This window comes from Micrococcus sp. KRD012, from assembly GCF_017168555.1.
GTDB lineage: Bacteria > Actinomycetota > Actinomycetes > Actinomycetales > Micrococcaceae > Micrococcus > Micrococcus luteus.
On sequence record NZ_JABFBB010000022.1, the window covers coordinates 13,653 to 32,019 of the forward strand.

General features: G+C 73.0%; 17 protein-coding genes. 12 read left to right on the forward strand and 5 right to left on the reverse strand.

Annotated features, from left to right (window positions below; translation table 11 throughout):
- Nucleotides 1-17: 17 nt before the first annotated feature.
- Both J1M37_RS09360 and J1M37_RS09365 read left to right on the forward strand, forming a co-directional pair.
- A complete protein-coding gene (locus tag J1M37_RS09360; protein ID WP_020628227.1) occupies nucleotides 18-1,679 on the forward strand; it encodes an L-lactate permease in 1,662 nt (553 codons plus the stop codon).
- Between the two features lie 79 nt (nucleotides 1,680-1,758).
- Nucleotides 1,759-2,487 (forward strand): FadR/GntR family transcriptional regulator, encoded by a 729-nt coding sequence (locus J1M37_RS09365; protein WP_206452487.1) that lies wholly within the window; start codon nucleotides 1,759-1,761, stop codon nucleotides 2,485-2,487.
- Between the two features lie 55 nt (nucleotides 2,488-2,542).
- Here the strand turns inward: J1M37_RS09365 and J1M37_RS09370 are convergent, their stop codons facing one another.
- On the reverse strand, nucleotides 2,543-3,040 hold the full coding sequence (locus J1M37_RS09370) for a DUF456 domain-containing protein (protein WP_078026223.1): 498 nt from the start codon (nucleotides 3,038-3,040) through the stop codon (nucleotides 2,543-2,545).
- 104 nt (nucleotides 3,041-3,144) lie between these two features.
- Between J1M37_RS09370 and ald the strand changes: the two genes are divergently transcribed.
- Nucleotides 3,145-4,287 carry an alanine dehydrogenase gene (gene ald, locus J1M37_RS09375; RefSeq protein WP_206452488.1) on the forward strand — a complete coding sequence of 381 codons (1,143 nt, stop codon included), beginning with the start codon at nucleotides 3,145-3,147 and terminating at the stop codon, nucleotides 4,285-4,287.
- On the opposite strand, the gene pdxT is transcribed toward ald, so the two are convergent.
- From pdxT to J1M37_RS09395, 4 genes are all read right to left on the reverse strand, one after another.
- The gene (gene pdxT / locus J1M37_RS09380) at nucleotides 4,259-4,915 is read right to left on the reverse strand and encodes a pyridoxal 5'-phosphate synthase glutaminase subunit PdxT (protein WP_206452489.1); all 657 of its coding nucleotides are present in this window, start codon (nucleotides 4,913-4,915) and stop codon (nucleotides 4,259-4,261) included. The genes ald and pdxT overlap by 29 nt on opposite strands.
- Nucleotides 4,912-5,856: a pyridoxal 5'-phosphate synthase lyase subunit PdxS gene (gene pdxS / locus J1M37_RS09385; RefSeq protein ID WP_036313496.1), complete on the reverse strand. Its 945-nt coding sequence runs from the start codon at nucleotides 5,854-5,856 to the stop codon at nucleotides 4,912-4,914. The genes pdxT and pdxS overlap by 4 nt, the downstream gene beginning before the upstream one ends.
- Nucleotides 5,857-5,971: 115 nt before the next feature.
- Nucleotides 5,972-6,457, reverse strand: a complete 486-nt coding sequence (locus J1M37_RS09390) for a DedA family protein (RefSeq protein ID WP_041102620.1) — start codon at nucleotides 6,455-6,457, stop codon at nucleotides 5,972-5,974.
- A gap of 51 nt (nucleotides 6,458-6,508) precedes the next feature.
- Nucleotides 6,509-7,354 carry an HpcH/HpaI aldolase/citrate lyase family protein gene (locus J1M37_RS09395; RefSeq protein WP_041102619.1) on the reverse strand — a complete coding sequence of 282 codons (846 nt, stop codon included), beginning with the start codon at nucleotides 7,352-7,354 and terminating at the stop codon, nucleotides 6,509-6,511.
- A gap of 158 nt (nucleotides 7,355-7,512) precedes the next feature.
- On the opposite strand from J1M37_RS09395, the gene J1M37_RS09400 reads away from it, so the two are divergent.
- The 9 genes from J1M37_RS09400 to J1M37_RS09440 all read left to right on the forward strand — a co-directional run bounded on the left by J1M37_RS09400 (nucleotide 7,513) and on the right by J1M37_RS09440 (nucleotide 18,318).
- A complete protein-coding gene (locus tag J1M37_RS09400; RefSeq protein WP_206452490.1) occupies nucleotides 7,513-8,247 on the forward strand; it encodes a hypothetical protein in 735 nt (244 codons plus the stop codon).
- A gap of 72 nt (nucleotides 8,248-8,319) precedes the next feature.
- Entirely contained in the window at nucleotides 8,320-9,534 is a 1,215-nt protein-coding gene (locus J1M37_RS09405) for an aminotransferase class I/II-fold pyridoxal phosphate-dependent enzyme (protein ID WP_206452491.1), read from the forward strand.
- Nucleotides 9,535-9,628: 94 nt separating this feature from the next.
- Nucleotides 9,629-11,227, forward strand: a complete 1,599-nt coding sequence (locus J1M37_RS09410; protein WP_041102617.1) for a fumarylacetoacetate hydrolase family protein — start codon at nucleotides 9,629-9,631, stop codon at nucleotides 11,225-11,227.
- 2 nt (nucleotides 11,228-11,229) lie between these two features.
- Nucleotides 11,230-11,931, forward strand: a complete 702-nt coding sequence (locus J1M37_RS09415; RefSeq protein WP_036383628.1) for a GntR family transcriptional regulator — start codon at nucleotides 11,230-11,232, stop codon at nucleotides 11,929-11,931.
- An 80-nt stretch (nucleotides 11,932-12,011) separates the two neighbouring features.
- A complete protein-coding gene (gene hpaE, locus J1M37_RS09420; protein WP_206452492.1) occupies nucleotides 12,012-13,556 on the forward strand; it encodes a 5-carboxymethyl-2-hydroxymuconate semialdehyde dehydrogenase in 1,545 nt (514 codons plus the stop codon).
- 261 nt (nucleotides 13,557-13,817) lie between these two features.
- Nucleotides 13,818-14,984 carry a 3,4-dihydroxyphenylacetate 2,3-dioxygenase gene (gene hpaD, locus J1M37_RS09425; protein WP_036313533.1) on the forward strand — a complete coding sequence of 389 codons (1,167 nt, stop codon included), beginning with the start codon at nucleotides 13,818-13,820 and terminating at the stop codon, nucleotides 14,982-14,984.
- A 395-nt stretch (nucleotides 14,985-15,379) separates the two neighbouring features.
- Complete coding sequence (locus J1M37_RS09430) at nucleotides 15,380-16,165, forward strand: 2-keto-4-pentenoate hydratase (RefSeq protein ID WP_049146549.1); 786 nt, start codon at nucleotides 15,380-15,382, stop codon at nucleotides 16,163-16,165.
- A 132-nt stretch (nucleotides 16,166-16,297) separates the two neighbouring features.
- Nucleotides 16,298-17,158: an HpcH/HpaI aldolase family protein gene (locus J1M37_RS09435; RefSeq protein ID WP_274607204.1), complete on the forward strand. Its 861-nt coding sequence runs from the start codon at nucleotides 16,298-16,300 to the stop codon at nucleotides 17,156-17,158.
- 209 nt (nucleotides 17,159-17,367) lie between these two features.
- Nucleotides 17,368-18,318: a hypothetical protein gene (locus J1M37_RS09440; protein WP_206452493.1), complete on the forward strand. Its 951-nt coding sequence runs from the start codon at nucleotides 17,368-17,370 to the stop codon at nucleotides 18,316-18,318.
- Nucleotides 18,319-18,367 lie beyond the last annotated feature (49 nt).

Sequence of the window (18,367 nt, forward strand, 5' to 3'; positions counted from 1 at the left end):
CCCACCGGGAGACCCCCGTGCACACCTTCACCCCCACCCCCGATGCCGCCGGCAGCGTCGCGCTCTCCGCCGCGCTCGGCGTCCTGCCCCTGCTGACGTTCTTCGCCACCCTCCTCGGTCTGCGCCTCAAGGCCTGGCAGTCGGGGCTCGCCGCGCTCGTGGTGGCCCTGCTCGTGGCCGTGCTGGGCTTCCACATGCCGGCCCACCTGGCGGCGCTGGCCGCCGCCCAGGGAGCGACCTTCGGCCTGTTCCCGATCGTCTGGATCGTCGTGATGGCGCTGTGGTTCTACCAGGTCACCGTGCTCTCCGGGCGATTCGACGACATGCGCGCGATCTTCGACTCGCTCGGCGGCGGAGACATCCGCATCCAGGCCGTGCTCATCGCGTTCTGCTTCGGCGGCCTGCTCGAGGCCCTCGCCGGCTTCGGCGCCCCCGTGGCCATCACGGCCACCATGGTGCTCGGCCTGGGTGTGCCCCCGCTGCGGGCGGCCACCGCCGTGCTGCTGGCGAACACCGCGCCCGTGGCCTTCGGCGCCGTGGGCACCCCCATCACCACCGCGGGCACGCTCACCGGCATCCCCGCCACGCACATCGGCGCGATCGTCGGCCACCAGGCCCCGTTCGTGGCCGTGTTCGTGCCGTTCCTGCTCGTGTTCATCATCGACGGGCTGCGCGGCGTGCGGCAGACGTGGCCGGCACTGATCGTGATCGGCGCGAGCTTCGCCGTCGCCATCTGGCTGGCCTCGACCTACTTCTCCTACGAGCTCACCGACGTCGTGGCCTCCCTGGTCTCCCTCGCCGCCGCCGTCCTGCTGCTGCGCTTCTGGCGGCCGCGGGGCGCCGAGGAGGCCCGCCAGCGCCTCGACGCCCCCGCCCGCGCGGCGGCGCAGGACCTCACCCCCGGCCGGATCTTCATGGCCGTGCTGCCCTACATCGTGGTCGTGGCCGTGTTCGCCCTGGCCAAGCTGGTCCCCTCGATCACCGCGGCCCTGAACTCCGCCACCGCCAAGATCCCGTGGCCCGGGCTCGACGGGCACCTCGTCGACGCCTCCGGCGCGCCCCTGGCGAGCACCGTGTACAAGTTCGAGTGGCTGGCCTCCCCCGGCACGCTGCTGCTGATCGCCGGCCTGATCATGGCCGTGGTCTACTCCCGGTTCGACCACGACGGCCGGTTCCCGCTCTCGGTGGGGAACGCGCTCGCCGAGATCGGCCGCTGCTTCGCCCGCATGCGCTGGTCCGCCCTGACGATCGTGATCGTGCTCTCCCTGGCCTACGTCATGAACTTCTCGGGCCAGACGGTCGCCATGGGCACGTGGGTGGCCGGCCTGGGCGCGGCCTTCGTGTTCCTGTCCCCGGTGCTCGGCTGGCTCGGCACCGCCGTGACCGGCTCGGACACCTCCGCGAACGCCCTGTTCTCCACCCTGCAGCAGACCGCCGCCACGAACATCGGCGCCGATCCGGCCCTGCTGGTGGCCGCCAACACCTCCGGCGGCGTCGTGGGCAAGATGATCTCCCCGCAGTCCCTGGCGATCGCCGCGACGGCGGTCGGCATGGAGGGCCGGGAGTCCGAGATCCTGCGCCGCGTGGTGGTGTGGTCGCTCGTGCTCCTGCTGGCGGTGTGCACGCTCGTGTACCTGCAGTCCAACGTGCTGGCGTGGATGCTGCCGGCGGCGGGCTGACCGCCTGCACCACCCGAGCGGGGCGGCGTCCATCGGTAGGATGGACGGTCGCCGCCCCGCCCCCTCGGAAGGTCCGTCCATGACCGCTGCCCCCGCCTACACCATCGTGCTCGACTGGCTCGAGGCCGAGCTGCGCTCCGGCGCCGTGGTCGTGGGGGACAAGCTGCCCGGCGAACGCACCCTGGCCGAACGCTTCGGCATCTCCCGGGCGTCCGTGCGGGAGGCCACCCGGATGCTCGAGGCCATGGGCCTGATCCGCGCCAGCGCCGGCTCCGGGCCGAACTCGGGCGCCGTCGTCGTCTCCGAGCCGTCCGCGGCGCTGGGCTGGGCGCTGCGCCTGCACATCGCCACCCGGTCCCTGCCGATGGCCGACGTCGTCGCCGCGCGCGTGCTCCTCGAGACCGATGCGGCGCAGGCGGCCGCCGCCACCTCCGGCGAACCCGAGAGCGTCGCCGTCCTGGCCGAGGTGGAAACCCTGCTGGACCGGATGGACGACCCCGCGCTGCCGGAAGAGGACTTCCACCTGCTCGACACCGAGTTCCACGTGCGGCTGGCCACCCTGGGCGGGAACGTCGTGACGGCGATGATGCTGGACTCCCTGCGCCAGGCGACCATCGGCTACGTGACCGAGACCGTGGCCGGGCTGTCCGACTGGCCCGCCGTGCGCGCCGGCCTGCAGGCCGACCATCGGCGGATCCTCGCCGCCTCCGCCGCCGGGGACGGCCGGGCGGCCGCGCAGGAGCTGCGGGAGCACGTCCTCGGCTTCGCCGCCCTCGCCCAGGCCGGCAGGGTGCCCGCCAGCGGCTGAGCCGGCGAAGGGTCCGGCGCGCGCGGGGTCCCGCCGGACGGACGGCTCCGGCGGTTCAGGCGGTGAGGCCGTGCACCAGGGCGCCCACGCCCACGGCGGTCAGCGAGCCCAGCGCGCAGCAGAACTCCACGAGCATGCCCACACCCATGGCCGTGAGCGCGCCGATCGAGCTGCTCAGGGCGGCCCGGGCGTCCCGGGTGCGGGCCCACTGGGAGGCGAACAGGCCGACGGCGAAGCCGAGGAACAGACCCACCACCGGGATCACGAAGAACCCGACGGCGGCGCCGGCCACCCCCCACAGGATCGGGCCGCGGGTGACGCGTTCACGTCGCAGCCGTCGGCCGGTCAGCACCGCGGACGCGCTCAGCCCCGCCACGGCGAGACCGGCCGCGATGACGCCGAACGTCCAGGACGCGGGGGAGCCCAGCAGCGCGGCCCAGCCGAGAGCCGTCACGAGGTTGAGCAGCGAGCCGGGCAGGACGGGATACACGGTGCCCACCAGCCCCACCAGGAGCAGGAGCACGGCCACGAGGGAGATCAGCGCGGGAGTCACCGCACCAGTATGACGGGACGGGCACCGCGGTGACGGCGGCACCGCGACCGCGCAGCGGCCCCCGCGCCCTCGCTGGAACGTGCCGGATGGGCTAGATTCGCCGCATGCTGGTCGCCGTGCCCACCGAAGTGAAGAACAACGAGTTCCGTGTCGCCTTGACGCCGGGCGGGGTTCAGGAGCTGGTGCGCGCGGGCCACCAGGTCCTCGTGCAGTCGGGGGCCGGCGTCGGCTCCGGCGCCTCGGACCAGGACTACCGCGACGCCGGTGCCGAGCTGGTCGACGACGTCGACGAGCTCTGGGAGCGCGCGGAGCTGGTCCTCAAGGTCAAGGAGCCGCAGCCGGAGGAGTACGGCCGCCTGCGCCGCGGCCAGGTCCTCTTCACCTACCTGCACCTGGCCGCCTCGCCCTCGTGCACGCGGGCGATCCTGGACGCCGGGACGACGGCGATCGCCTACGAGACAGTCACCCGCGGTCGCTCCCTGCCGCTGCTGGCCCCCATGAGCCAGGTGGCCGGCCGTCTGGCCCCCGCCGCGGGCGCCTACCACCTCCTCCAGCCGCAGGGCGGCTCGGGCGTGCTGATGGGCGGCGTGCCCGGTACCCGCCGCGCCCGGGTGGCCGTGATCGGCGGAGGTGTGGCCGGCGAGGCGGCGGCCGTGATCGCCGCGGGCATGGGCGCGGACGTGACCGTCCTGGACGTCTCCCTCGAGCGGCTCGCGCAGCTGGACGCCGTCCACCAGGGCCGGATCCGCACGCTGGCCTCCTCCCACCTGAACATCGCCGAGACCGTGGCGGACGCGGACCTCGTGATCGGCTCCGTGCTGATCCCCGGCGCCGCGGCCCCGAAGCTGGTGACCGCCGAGATGGTGGAGTCCATGCGGCCCGGCTCCGTGCTGGTGGACATCGCGATCGACCAGGGCGGCTGCTTCGAGAACTCGCGGGCCACCACCCACCAGGATCCGACGTACCTCGTGGGGGACAAGATCTACTACTGCGTCTCCAACATGCCCGGCGCCGTGCCCCAGACCTCCACCTCGGCCCTGACCAACGCGACGCTGCCCTACATCAAGCGCATCGCCGACCTCGGATGGCGCGCCGCGCTGGCCGCGGACGAGGGCTTCGCCGGGGGCCTCAACGCGCACGACGGCGTCCTCACCCTGCCCTCCGTCGCCACGGCCGTGGCCGACGAGCTCGGCCTGGACCCCCAGAAGGACGTCCGCGTCACCTCCGAGGTGCTCGCGGAGGCCTGAGCCCCGCGAGGAACGCCCGGTGGAACGACCAGTCGCCGGTCACCTCAGGGTGGAAGGCCGTGGCGAGCAGGTGGCCCTGCCGCACGGCCACGGGCAGCCGCGCGTCGCCGTCGAGCCCCGGTTCCGCCGCGGGCACGGACAGGCGCGACGCCGGCACGCTCGCCAGGACCTCGACGCCCTCCCCCGCCTGGACGACGGCGGGGGCGCGGATGAACACGGCGTGCACCGGCTCCGCCGCGACCGCGGGGATGTCCAGGTCCTCCTCGAACGAGTCCACCTGCGCGCCGAAGGCGTTGCGCCGCACGGCCACGTCCAGCACGCCGAGCCCGCCCTGATCCGGCGCCGGGTTGCGGATCTCGCGGGCCAGCATGATCAGCCCCGCGCACGTGCCGTAGGCGGGCAGCCCGTCGCGGAGGGCGGCGATGAGCGGGTCCTTGAGCCCCATGATCCGGGCGAGGCGGTCCATCACGGAGGACTCGCCGCCGGGCAGCACGATGCCGTCCAGACCCTCGAGGTCCGCGGGGCGGCGCACGGGGCGCGTGCGCGCGCCGAGGGACTCGAGCACGTGGGCGTGCTCCCGCACGTCGCCCTGGAGGGCGAACACGCCGACGGTCTTCTGTGGACTCACCAGCCGCGCTCGGCCAGGCGGTGCGGGGCGGGCAGGTCGCCCACGTTGATGCCCACCATGGCCTCACCCAGGCCGCGGGAGGCCTCGGCGACCGCCATCGGGTCGTCGAACTGGGCGGTGGCCTTGACGATGGCGCGGGCGCGCTCGGCCGGGTTGCCGGACTTGAAGATGCCGGAGCCCACGAACACGCCGTCGGCGCCCATCTGCATCATCAGGGCTGCGTCGGCCGGGGTGGCCACGCCGCCGGCGGTGAACATCACGACGGGCAGGGCGCCGGTCTCGGCGACCTCGCGCACCAGCTCGTACGGCGCCTGCAGCTCCTTCGCGGCCACGTACAGCTCGTCCTGGGCCAGGCCCTGGAGCTGGGCGATCTCCTTGCGGATGGTGCGGATGTGCTTCACGGCCTCGGAGACGTCGCCGGTGCCGGCCTCGCCCTTGGACCGGATCATGGCCGCGCCCTCGGTGATGCGGCGCAGGGCCTCGCCGAGGTTGGTGGCGCCGCACACGAAGGGCACGTCGAAGTCCCACTTGTCGATGTGGTTCACGTAGTCCGCCGGGGAGAGCACCTCGGACTCGTCGATGAAGTCCACCTTGAGCGCCTGCAGCACCTGGGCCTCCACGAAGTGGCCGATGCGCGCCTTGGCCATCACGGGGATGGACACGGCCTCGACGATGCCGTCGATCAGGTCGGGGTCGGACATGCGGGCCACGCCGCCCTGGGCGCGGATGTCGGCCGGGACCCGCTCGAGCGCCATGACGGCCACGGCGCCGGCGTCCTCGGCGATGCGCGCCTGCTCCGCGTTGACGACGTCCATGATCACGCCGCCCTTCATCATGTCCGCCAGGCCGCGCTTGACGCGGGTCGTGCCGGTGCCGCGGGCGCCGTCGTCGGCGGCGGAGGCGGTGGAGGCGGAGAAGCTGCGGGCGCGCTCGTCGCTCATGGTGGTCCTTCCGAAGGGGTGGCGGCCCCGGCCGCGGGGCGGCTGGCCAGGGCGAAGACGCGGTCAACTCTAGTCCCCCGGCGGCGAAGCCCGGCCCGCGTCACGGACGACGACGTCACCCGGCCCCGTGCCGGCGCAGCGTGCGGCGTCGGCGCCACACGACGAACGCAGCCACGGCCGCGAGGATCAGCACGAGGGCGAGGACACCCCGGCCCTCTCCGAGCGCCGCGCCGATGACGGCCCACACCACGGCCATCCCGACGGTCCCGTACACCACGCCCCACAGGAACGTGCCGAGCGCGGCCGCCGGCAGGAACCGGCGCCAGGGCATGCGGGCGACGCCGGCGGAGCCGATCACCGCCGTCTGGATGCCCACCGTGAGGTAGCAGAACGGGATGGCCCACACCCCGTGGCGCTGGATGAAGCGCTGGGCGCGGACATAGACGGGCCCCTCCATCACGCGGGCGAACCAGCGGGTCCGCTCGACGCCGGAGGCCAGCCCCCGCCCGAGCGAGAACACGATCAGGGTGCGCAGGATCGCCAGCATCCAGAAGAACCCGATGGACCACAGCAGCGGCAGCCCGTCGATCCACGCCATCATGGGCGGAGCCACCCGTCGGTGCGGGGACTCATGCGCGCGCCCCGGCCGTGCTCACGCGTTCCAGAGCCCGTACGAGTCCGCGAGGTCCGCGATCTTCTGGGCGCGCAGCACGCGGGGCAGGTACGAACCGTCGCCGACGGCGGCGCCCTGAGCATGCTTCTCGAGCAGGTCGCGGGCCCACGCGAGCTCGTCCTCGGACGGGGACATCGCCCGGTTGACCCAGTCCACCTGATCCCGGTTCAGGACGAGGCGGCCGGTCATGCCCATCGAGGCGGTGACGGCGCTGGAGTCGACGACCGCGTCCTCACCGTCCGCGTTGCCGGGCGGTCCGTCGATCGCCCCGGGCAGACCGCCCACGCGGGAGGCGATCACCATGCGGGAGCGGGCGTAGGCCATGGCCAGCGGGTCCTCGCCGACGCCGACGTCCTTGCGGAAGTCGTTCACGCCGAAGGCGAGACGGAACGTGCCCGGCGCCTTGGCCACGGCCGTGGCGTTCTCGATGCCCAGGGCGGACTCCAGCAGGGCGATCACCGGGGTGCCGGCGCGCAGACGCATCGCGGTGAACGTGACCTGCTCCGGCTCCTCGGTCTCGGCCAGCACGACGCCGCGCACGCCGTCGAGACCCGTGAGCGCCTCGAGGTCCCGCTGCCAGTGGTCCGTGGAGGTCGCGGAGATGCGCACCCACGCCGTCATGCCGCCGGAGAGGGCGTCCACGACGTGCTGGCGGGCCGTGTCCTTCTGCTCCTCCGGCACGGCGGCCTCGAGGTCGAAGATGACGGAGTCGGCCTCGGAGGCCAGGGCGGGGGCGAACGCGTCGGGGGTGGCCGCGTTGACCAGCAGCCAGGAACGGCTGAGCTTGGCGGGCAGGGCGGCGGCGCGACGGTTCCTCACGGGCATGGCCTCCAGCCTAGCCCGCCGCGGCCGTCCGCCCGCGGGCCCCTTCCCACCCGTGGGAGGCCTCACACCTGCTCGCGGCGGGCGAGGCGGACGGCCGTAGCATGGAGAGGCCGTCGGCCCGTCCGACGCCGCCGAGCCCCGACCGCCAGGAGTACCCGATGCGCCCGCCCTCCCCTTCCCGCGCCCTGCGGCTCACGGGTGCCGTGGCCGCCGCGTGCCTGCTGGCCGGCTGCGCGGTCGACCCCGGCCTGGCCGAGGACTCGGCGTCCGACGACGGCGTGCCCCTGCCCGCGACGGAGGGGTATCAGCCGCTGACGGTCTACCTCGCCGTCGCCGAGGCGGAGGCGGTCCCGGGGACGAGCGGCCGGCCCTTCGGCTGCGGCGATCTGCTGGTGCCCGTGCAGACCGTGCCGACGGACACCGAGGACGAGGCGGACACCGCCCTGGACTTCCTGTTCGCGGACGAGCGCGGCTGGCACGGCGACCCGTCGCTGTGGAACGCCGTGTTCGACGTGCGCGAGAGCCTCATCCCGACCGGGCACCGCCGCGAGGGCGACGTGGAGATCTTCACCTTCACCGGCACCGTGACGCCGGAGGACGAGTGCACGGCCGAACGGATCCGCGCCCAGCTGCAGGCGACCGCCGCCGCCTTCACGTCAGCGGGACAGGTCCGGCTCGAGGTGGACGGCCGGGACCTCGACGACATGCTGGGGCTCGAGCCGCTCCGCCTCGGCGAGTCCGTGGACGTCCCGCAGGGGGACCCCACGCCGAGTGGGGAGCCGAGCGACGGATCCGGTGAGCAGACGTGGGCGCCGGAGGGCGAGTCGTCCTGGGGTCCCGCCGAGCCGACCCAGGGCACGTGGTCCCCCGCCCAGGAGCCGAGCACCCCCTGATCGCGCGACCCGCCGTCGTCGCCCGTCATCGGGCCTGCATCGTCGGCCGCGTCGTGCTATAGGGTGCCGAGCGTGCGGAACCTCCGAGAACACCTGTCCCAGCGCGCCGTCGGCGTGAAGCAGTCCGCGGTCCGCGACGTCTTCGACATCGCGATGGACCCGAACCTCGTCTCGCTCGCGGGCGGGAACCCGTGGCTCGCCGACCTGCCCCTCGACGAGCTGGGCCGGGTCGCCTCCGACCTGATGACCCGGTTCGGCACGGAGTCCCTGCAGTACGGCCCGGGCCAGGGCACCGAGGAGATGCGTGCCGCCGCGACCGCCGTGATGGCCGCCGACGGCATCCCGGACGCGGATCCCGACCTCGTGGTCATCACCCCCGGCTCGCAGGCCGCGATCGACACCGCCTGCCGGGCGTTCGCGAACCCGGGCGACGTCGTCGTGGTGGAGGACCCCACGTTCGTGGGCGCGTTGACCACCTTCACCACCTGGCAGCTCGAGGCCGTGGCCACGGGCACCGACGACCACGGCCTGGTGCCCGCGGCCCTCGACGAGACCCTGACCCGCCTGGCCGCCGAGGGCCGCCGCGTGGCCTTCCTCTACACGATCCCCTCGTTCGCGAACCCCTCGGGCGCCCTGCTGCCCCCGGACCGCCGCGCCGAGGTGGGCGCGATCTGCGAGAAGCACGGCGTGCTCATCGTGGAGGACAACCCGTACGGGCAGATCGCGTTCGACGGCGAGCCCGTCGCCCCGATCGCCGCCGACCACCGGGACAACGTGGTCCACCTCGGCACGATGTCCAAGATCTTCTCCCCGGGCGTGCGCATCGGCTGGGCGCTCGTGCCGGCCGCGCTCAAGCGCGAGTTCTACCTGTGCGCGGAATCGGCCTACATCCACGCGTCCACGTACTCGCAGATGCTCTCCACCGCCTTCGTCACGCAGCTGGACTGGCAGGGCCACGTCCGCCACGTGACCGGGCTGTACCGCGAGCGGGCCGCGGCGCTCGTGGACGCGGTGCGTGAGCACTGGGACCCGGCGGTCGAGTTCATCACCCCGCAGGGCGGCTTCTTCCTGTGGGCCACCCTGCCCGTCGGGGTGGACACCCTCGAGGTGATGCACCGCGGCATCGAGGCGGGCGCGGTGTTCGTGCCGGGGGCGGCCTTCACCCCCGTCGAGGGCACGCACTCCACCCTGCGCCTGGCGTACTCGTTCGTGGCGGCCGAGAAGCTCGTGGAGGGCGTGCGGCGCCTGGCCCCGGCGGTGAACGAGTCGATCGCCCGGGCCCGCTGAGCCGCGGCGGGCGCCCACGACGACGTCGGCCCGGCGCGTCTGCCGGGCGTGCGACCTCTTCCCCGGGCCCGCGAGATCGTATACGATCTCGACCATGACGCAGAGCACACCGGACCCCACGCCCACCGTCACCGAGCACGACTTCACCGTCCGGGAGAACCGGCCGGGCAAGGTGCTCGCCGTCCACCTGAACTACCCCTCCCGCATCGCCCAGCGGGGCCGGTCCCCGCAGGCCCCCGGCTACTTCCTCAAGGCCGGCACCTCCCTCGCCGGCAGCGGCGACACCATCGAGCGCCCCGCCGGCACCGAGCTGCTCGCCTACGAGGGCGAGATCGCGCTGATCATCGGCCGCACCGCCCGGCGCGTCAGCCCGGAGGAGGGCTGGTCGCACGTCTCCGGCATCACCGCCGCCAACGACTGGGGTCTCTACGACCTCCGCCACGCGGACAAGGGCTCCAACGTCAAGAACAAGTCCGGCGACGGCTACACCCCGCTCGGCCCCGCGGTGATCTCCGCCGCGGGCCTGGACCCGGCCGCCCTGCGCGTGCGCACCTGGGTCAACGGCGAGATCGTCCAGGACGACACCACCGAGGGCCTCGTCTTCCCGTTCGGCCAGCTCGTGGCCGACCTCTCGCAGCTCATGACGCTCGAGGAGGGCGACGTCATCCTCACCGGCACCCCCGCCGGATCCTCCGTGGCCCAGCCGGGCGACGTCGTCGAGGTGGAGGTGGACGCCCCCAGCGCCCCCGGCGCACCGACCACCGGCCGCCTGGTGACGACGGTCGTCGACTCGGAGCACTCCCTGGCCCCGTTCGGCGCGCAGCCGCAGGTGGACGACGTGCAGCGCGAGGAGGCCTGGGGCTCCCGCGAGGCCGCCGGTCTGGCCCCGCAGGCCGCGGCGCCGTCGTCGTCCGCGGTGGACGAGAACGGCCACTGGGTCGCGAGCGCCCCGCAGCCGGACCGCTCCCTGCTGACCCCGGAGCTGCGCGCCAAGATCGACGCCATCGCGGTGGCCACCCTCACCGCCCAGCTGCAGAAGCGCGGCGTCCAGAACGCGACCATCGACGGCCCGCGCCCGATCCACCGGGGCCGGCGCGTCCTCGGCTACGCGAAGACCCTGCGCTACATCCCCAAGCGCGAGGACCTGGCCAAGGAGTTCGGCGGCGGCTTCAACGCCCAGAAGCGGGCCATCGATTCGGTGCAGCCGGACGACGTGGTGGTCATGGAGGCCCGTGGCGAGCACGGCACCGGCACCCTCGGGGACGTCCTGGCCCTGCGCGCCCAGGTGAACGGCGCGAACGCCGTGATCACGGACGGCGGCATCCGCGACTCCGCCGCCGTCGCCGAGGTCGGCCTCCAGGTGTACGCCGGCGCCACGCACCCGGCGGTGCTGGGCCGCCGTCACATCCCGTGGGAGGTCGGCGGCACCATCGCCTGCGGCGGCACCACCGTGCAGCCCGGCGACATCATCGTCGGCGACGACGACGGTGTGGTGGTCATCCCGCCGTCCCTGCTCCAGGAGGTTGTGGACGACGCCTACGAGCAGGAGCTCCAGGACGCCTGGGCGTACGAGCAGGTCAAGGCCGGCTACCCGGTGGACGGGATGTTCCCCCCGAACGCCGAGTGGAAGGCCAAGTTCGCCGAGTACCGCAAGACCCTGCCGGACGCCCCGGCCCCGGAGGGCGACGCCTGAGCATGCGCCGCACGGACATCGGAACGGTCGGCCTCGCAGGCGCCCCCGTCTCCAAGGCGGACCGCGCCTACCAGGCGATCCTCGAGGGGATCCGGGACCAGCGCCACGAGCCGGGCGACCGGCTGGTGCTGTCCCAGATCGCCGCGGAGCTGGGCATGTCCGTGGTGCCCGTGCGGGAGGCGATCCGCCGCCTGCAGTCCGAGAAGCTGGTGGCCTACGAGCGCAACGTGGGCGCCACCGTGGTGGGCATCGACCCGGTCGAGTACCGCCACACCATGGAGACGCTGGCGCTGGTGGAGGGGTTCTCCACCGCCCAGTGCGCCCCGCACGTGACCGCCGAGGACCTCGCGGCGGCCCGCGAGGTGAACGCGACCATGCGCGCGATGACGGAGTCGGAGACGGCCTGGGACCCGGTGACGTTCACCGAGCTCAACCGCCGCTTCCACTCGATCCTGTTCGAGCATCACCAGAACGAGCACGTGCACGACCTGGTGCACCGCGGCTGGAACCGCCTGGCCGCGCTGCGCTCCTCCACGTTCGCGTACGTGCCCGGCCGGGCGGTGGCCTCCGTGGACGAGCACGAGCACCTGCTGCGCCTGATCGAGGACGGGGCGCGCTTCGAGGAGATCGAGGCCGCCGCCCGCGCCCACCGCCTGAACACCCTGCGCGCCTACCTGGAGCACAGCGCCGAGCCGTCCGCGTGACCGCCGGCCGGACCGGCGCCGACGTCGTCGGCGCCAGACCCCGACCATCCGCCCCCGAAGCACTCAGCGAAAGAGACACCATGACGGAGAAGACCAGCATCGAGGCCCGCACGCCCGAGGGCCTGCCCGACGTCCTGCGCCACTACATCGACGGCGAGTTCGTCGACTCGATCGACGGCGACACCTTCGAGGTGCTCGACCCGGTGACCAACGAGCCGTACCTGACGGCCGCCTCCGGCAAGGCCGCGGACATCGACCGCGCCGTCGCCGCCGCGAAGCGGGCCTTCGAGTCCGGCGAATGGTCCCAGGCCCTGCCGCGCCAGCGTTCCCGTGTGCTGCACCGGATCGCCGACATCATGGAGACCCGCGGCGACCAGCTGGCCGAGATGGAGTGCTTCGACACCGGCCTGCCGATCAAGCAGGCGAGGGGCCAGGCCGCCCGCGCCGCCGAGAACTTCCGCTTCTTCGCGGACCTGATCGTGGCCCAGCACGACGACACCTTCAAGGTGCCGGGCCGCCAGATCAACTACGTGAACCGCAAGCCGATCGGCGTCGCCGGCCTGATCACCCCGTGGAACACCCCGTTCATGCTGGAGTCCTGGAAGCTGGCCCCGGCCATCGCCACCGGCAACTCGGTGGTGCTCAAGCCCGCCGAGTTCACCCCGCTCTCGGCCTCCCTGTGGGGCGGGATCTTCGAAGAGGCCGGCCTGCCGAAGGGCGTGTTCAACATGGTGCACGGCTTCGGCGAGGAGGGCTACGCGGGCGACCCGCTCGTGAAGCACCCGGACGTGCCGCTGATCTCCTTCACCGGCGAGTCCCGCACCGGCCAGATCATCTTCGCCAACGCCGCCCCGCACCTGAAGGGCCTGTCCATGGAGCTCGGCGGCAAGTCCCCGGCCGTGGTGTTCGAGGACGCGGACCTGGACGCGGCGATCGACGCGACCATCTTCGGCGTGTTCTCCCTGAACGGCGAGCGCTGCACCGCCGGCTCCCGCATCCTGGTCCAGCGCTCCGTCTACGACGAGTTCGTGGAGCGCTACGCCGCCCAGGCCTCCCGCGTGAAGGTCGGCCTGCCGAACGACGAGACCACCGAAGTCGGCGCCATCGTGCACCCGGAGCACTTCGAGAAGGTCATGTCCTACGTGGAGATCGGCAAGACCGAGGCCCGCCTGGTGGCCGGCGGTGACCGCCCGGAGGGCTTCCCCGAGGGCAACTTCGTGCAGCCCACCGTGTTCGCGGACGTGGCCCCGGACGCCCGGATCTTCCAGGAGGAGATCTTCGGCCCGGTCGTGGCCATCACCCCCTTCGACACGGAGGAGGAGGCCCTCGAGCTGGCCAACAACACCAAGTACGGCCTCGCGGCGTACATCTGGACCAACGACCTCAAGCGCGCCCACAACGTCGCGCAGAACGTGGAGGCCGGCATGGTGTGGCTGAACTCCAACAATGTGCGGGACCTGCGCACCCCGTTCGGCGGGGTGAAGGCCTCCGGCCTGGGCCACGAGGGCGGCTACCGCTCGATCGACTTCTACACCGATCAGCAGGCCGTGCACATCAACCTCGGCGAGGTCCACAACCCGGTGTTCGGCAAGCAGGAGCAGGCCGCGGCGAAGATCGACGGCTGACCCGCACTGACCGGTGACCACGACGGCGCCCGCACCGTCCCCGCGACGGTGCGGGCGCCGTCGTCGTGCTGGGGCCGCGCCGGGTCTCTCCCCCGGCCCACCGACGCGGGTTGAGTTGTCGCGGGTGCGGGCGCCCCGGACCCGCGACAACTCAACCCGCGTTCCTCGAGAGCCTTTCCGTCGGTCGCCCGGATCGTATACGATCGAGCCACTGACCGTGTCCCAGGCCACAGCGCACCGCCCCCTCACCAAGGAGCACCGATGACCAACCTCGAGAGCCGCCAGAAGACCTCCTCCGGCTTCTTCGTCACGAAGGAAGCCCCCATCGACCCGGAGAACCCCCTCCCCACCCCGACGTCCGAGGCACCGGACATCCTGCGCTGCGCCTCGATGGAGCTCGTGGTCACGGACCTCGCCGTCTCCCGCGAGTTCTACGTGGACGTGCTCGGCCTGGTGGTCACCGAGGAGGACGAGGAGACCGTCTACCTGCGCTCCATGGAGGAGTTCATCCACCACAACCTGGTGCTGCGCCAGGGCGAGACCGCCGCCGTGGCCGCGTTCTCCTACCGCGTGCGCACCCCCGAGGACCTGGACAAGGCGGTCGCCTTCTACGAGGAGCTGGGCTGCCGCGTCGAGCGTCGGAAGGACGGCTTCGTCAAGGGCGTCGGCGACTCCGTGCGCGTCGAGGACCCGCTGGGCTTCCCCTACGAGTTCTTCCACGACGTCGAGCACGTGGAGCGCCTGGCCTGGCGCTACGACCTCTACACCCCGGGCGCCCTGGTCCGCCTGGACCACTTCAACCAGGTGACCCCGGATGTGCCGCGCGCCGCCCGCTACATGCAGGACCTGGGCTTCCGCGTCACCGAGGACATCCAGGACGAGAACGGCACCGTCTACGCCGCGTGGATGCGCCGCAAGCCCACCGTGCACGACACCGCCATGACCGGCGGCGACGGCCCCCGGATGCACCACGTGTGCTTCGCCACGCACGAGAAGCACAACATCCTGGCGATCTGCGACAAGCTCGGCGCCCTGCGCATGTCCGACCACATCGAGCGCGGCCCGGGTCGCCACGGCGTCTCCAACGCGTTCTACCTCTACCTGCGTGACCCGGACGGCCACCGCGTGGAGGTCTACACCCAGGACTACTACACCGGTGACCCGGACAACCCCGTGGTCACCTGGGACGTGCACGACAACCAGCGCCGCGACTGGTGGGGCACCCCGGTCGTGCCGTCCTGGTACACCGACGCCTCCCGCGTGCTGGACCTCGACGGCAACCTGCAGCCGCTGGTCTCCCGCACCGACGACTCGGAGATGGCCGTGACCATCGGCGCCGACGGCTTCTCCTACACCCGCGAGGGGCAGGGCGAGGAGTCCATGCCGGAGTGGAAGCAGGGCGAGTACAAGCTCGGCAACCAGCTCTGACCGGCACCCCCGGGCGTCGCTCCGGGACACCACGACGACGGCGGGCACCCACCTCGGGTGCCCGCCGTCGGCGTCCGCCCTCCCTGCCATCCTCCGCGTCTCCCCGCCCCACGCCGTTCGAGGCGGAAAATCCACCTCATTCGAGCCGGGAGGGCCAGTTTGAGCTCGATTTCCCGCCTCGAAGCATGGGGAGCAGGGGTGTCCCGCCTCGCAGACGGGCCCCGAGGGGCTGGCCTGGCTCACGGTGCACCGCCGCAAGCCCGGGCTGGGCATCGGGACGCGCACCCCGGACTGATCCGGGGCGGTGACAGGATGGCGACGGGGCCGGGGGCCGAGCCGCGTAATCGTATACGATCAAGGCCAGGCCCCTGCCCGTCGTCGTGAAGGAGACCGCTGTGCTGGACCACGAGACCCACGTCAAGATCGCCGACGAGCTGCACCGCGCGGGCATCGACCGCGTGCCCGTGCCGCGGCTGACCGCGCGCTACCCGGAGATGGAGATCGAGGACTCGTACGCCGTCCAGCGCATCTGGGCCGAGCGTCAGGTCGAGGCGGGCCGCCGCAAGGTGGGCCACAAGATCGGCCTGACCTCGAAGGCCATGCAGGACGCGACCGGGATCGACGAGCCGGACTACGGCGTGATCTTCGACGACCAGGTGTTCGAGTCCGGCCACGTGTACGAGTGGAAGAAGTACACCCATCCGCGCATCGAGATGGAGCTGGCGTTCGTGCTGCGGGACGAGCTGCGCGGGCCCGGCCTGAACCTGATGGACGTGCTGCGCGCCACCGAGTACGTGGTGCCCGCGCTGGAGGTGCTGGACTCGCGCATCGAGATGGCCGGCCGCACCATCACGGACACCATCTCGGACAACGCCGCCCTGGGCTCCCTGGTGATCGGCGGCCGCCCCGTGGGCGTGCACGACGTCGACCTGCGGTGGGTCTCCGGCATCCTCTCCCGCAACGAGGAGATCATCGAGACCGGCGTGGCCGCGGGCGTGCTGAACCACCCGGCCAACGGCGTGCACTGGCTGGCCAACCGCATCGCCGAGCACGGAGACGCGCTCGAAGCCGGTGAGATCGTGCTCGCCGGCTCCTTCACCCGCCCGATGTGGGTGTACGAGGGCGACACCGTCTACGCCGACTACGGCCCGCTCGGCACCATTACCTGCCGCTTCGCCTGACCCGCCCGTCGTCGTCGCCCCGCCCGCCCGCCCGCAACGCGGGTTGACCTATCACCAGTACGACCCCGCTCCACCCGCGACAACTCAACCCGCGTCGGGTGGAGGGCGCGGAGAACCCCGGAGGAACGTCCCATGCCCGTCCGCCACAACCCGCAGCCGCTGTTCCGCGACCTCTTCACGCCCGAGGCCGTCGCCGCCCGTGGGGGCCGCCCCGCCGCCGGCATGTTCCTCTCCTCCGGGGACCCGACGACGGCGGAGATCTGCGCCGGCGCGGGCCTCGACTACCTGCTCATCGACGCCGAGCATGCCCCGCTGACCCTGCAGGACGTCCTCACCCAGCTGCGCACGATCGCCGGCTACCGCGTGCCCACCCTGGTGCGTGTGCCGGCGCTGGACACCGTGGCCATCAAGCAGTTCCTGGACCTGGGCGCCCAGACGCTGCTGGTGCCCATGGTCGACGACGCCGCGATGGCCCGCAGCGCCGTGGCCGCCGCCCGCTACCCGAACGGCTCCGCCGAGGGCGGGGTGCGCGGCGTGGGCTCCGCCCTGGCACGCTCGGGCCGCTGGAACCGGATCCCCGGCTACCTGCCCGGCGCGGCGGACCACGTCTCCGTGATCGTGCAGATCGAGACGGCCGCGGGCGTGCGCAACGCCGAGGAGATCGCGGCAGTGGACGGGATCGACGGCGTCTTCATCGGCCCCTCGGACCTCTCCGCGTCCCTGGGCCTGCTCGGCCAGCAGTCGCACCCGGAGGTGGTGGCCGCGGTCGAGGAGGTCATCGCGAAGGTCAAGGCCGCCGGGAAGTTCGTGGGCGTCAATGCGTTCGTGCCCGCGCAGGCCGACGCCTACGCCGCCGCCGGCGCGGACTACGTCAACGTGGGCGCCGACGTCGCCCTGCTGGCCCGCGCCGCCGAGGCCCTCGCCGACCGCTGGTGCCCGGAGCCGAGCGACGCCGCGGCCGACGGGGAGGGCGCGCCCCGCGCGTCGTACTGACCTGGTCATCCCCTCACTTCGGGGCGCGAAATCCACCCCATGGACGTCCGATCCTGGCCCATGACGTGGATTTCCCGCCTCGAATGGCTCGGGGCCGGCGCCCCGGGGGACGTCACCGCCTCCTGCACAACCGCGCCGGGCCCCCTCGCGCGTCCCCAGGCCCCCGCTCGTCTGTCTCGGGATGCCGACCGACGGGGCACGCTCGCCGCATGCCCCGTCGTCCCGGCCCGCTGCCGCCGTCGATCGACCCCGCCGCCTTCACGGTCGACGACGCGCGCCGGGCGGGTGTGACGTGGTCCCGACTGCAGTCCTCAGACCTGCGGCGGCTGCGCCACGGCATCTACGGGCCGGCCGGCCCTGCGGCGGCCTCCGTCCGTGAGTGGACGATGGACGAGGTCCGCGCGTACCAGCGGCGCCACCCCGGCGTCGTCGTCAGCCATGAGACCGCCGCCCGCCTGCACGGCCTGACCGTGCCCGCACGGCTGCTGGCCCCCGGTGCGGTGCACGTCAGCGTCGGCACCTCGGGCGGCCGGCCGGTCCAGGCGGGTCTGGTGCCGCACCGCATCGAGGTGCCGGAGGGACAGCGGATGACGCGGGGCGGCGTGCTCGTGACGACGCCGGCCCGCACGCTGTGGGACCTGTGCGCGGCACGGTCGGCGCTCACCGAGCGGGACGTCGTCGCCGCCGGTGACGCGCTTCTCTGCCCGCCGTGGCTGCCCGGCGGCGGACGCGGGGCTCCCGCCTACACCCCGGAGGAGCTCGTCCGATCGCTGGTCGAACGGGGACGTTTCCGGGGGCGCGGGCTGGCCCGGGCGGCGCTGGCGAGGATGCGCGTGGGGGCGGATTCGCCGCGCGAGACGCGTCTGCGGCTGGCGCTCGTGGACGCCGGGCTGCCGGAGCCCGAGGTGCAGTGCCGGCTGGACCCGTCAAACCGCCACGCTCCGACGGTCGACCTCGGGTATCGGCCGTGGCGCCTCGCGTTGCAATACGAAGGCGAGCACCACCGCACCGCCGAGCAGCAGGCCCGGGACGTGCTGCGCGACCGCTGGTGCGCCGACCACGACTGGCTCTCGATCAAGGTCATGTGGGCCGATGCCCGGGACGACTACGCGGACGTGGTCGCGCGGGTGCGGCGCCGGGCTGCCGCGTTCGGTGGGTGACCCGGTGAGATCCACGGTCACCGCAGTCCGCCACGGCCCCCCGTTTCGA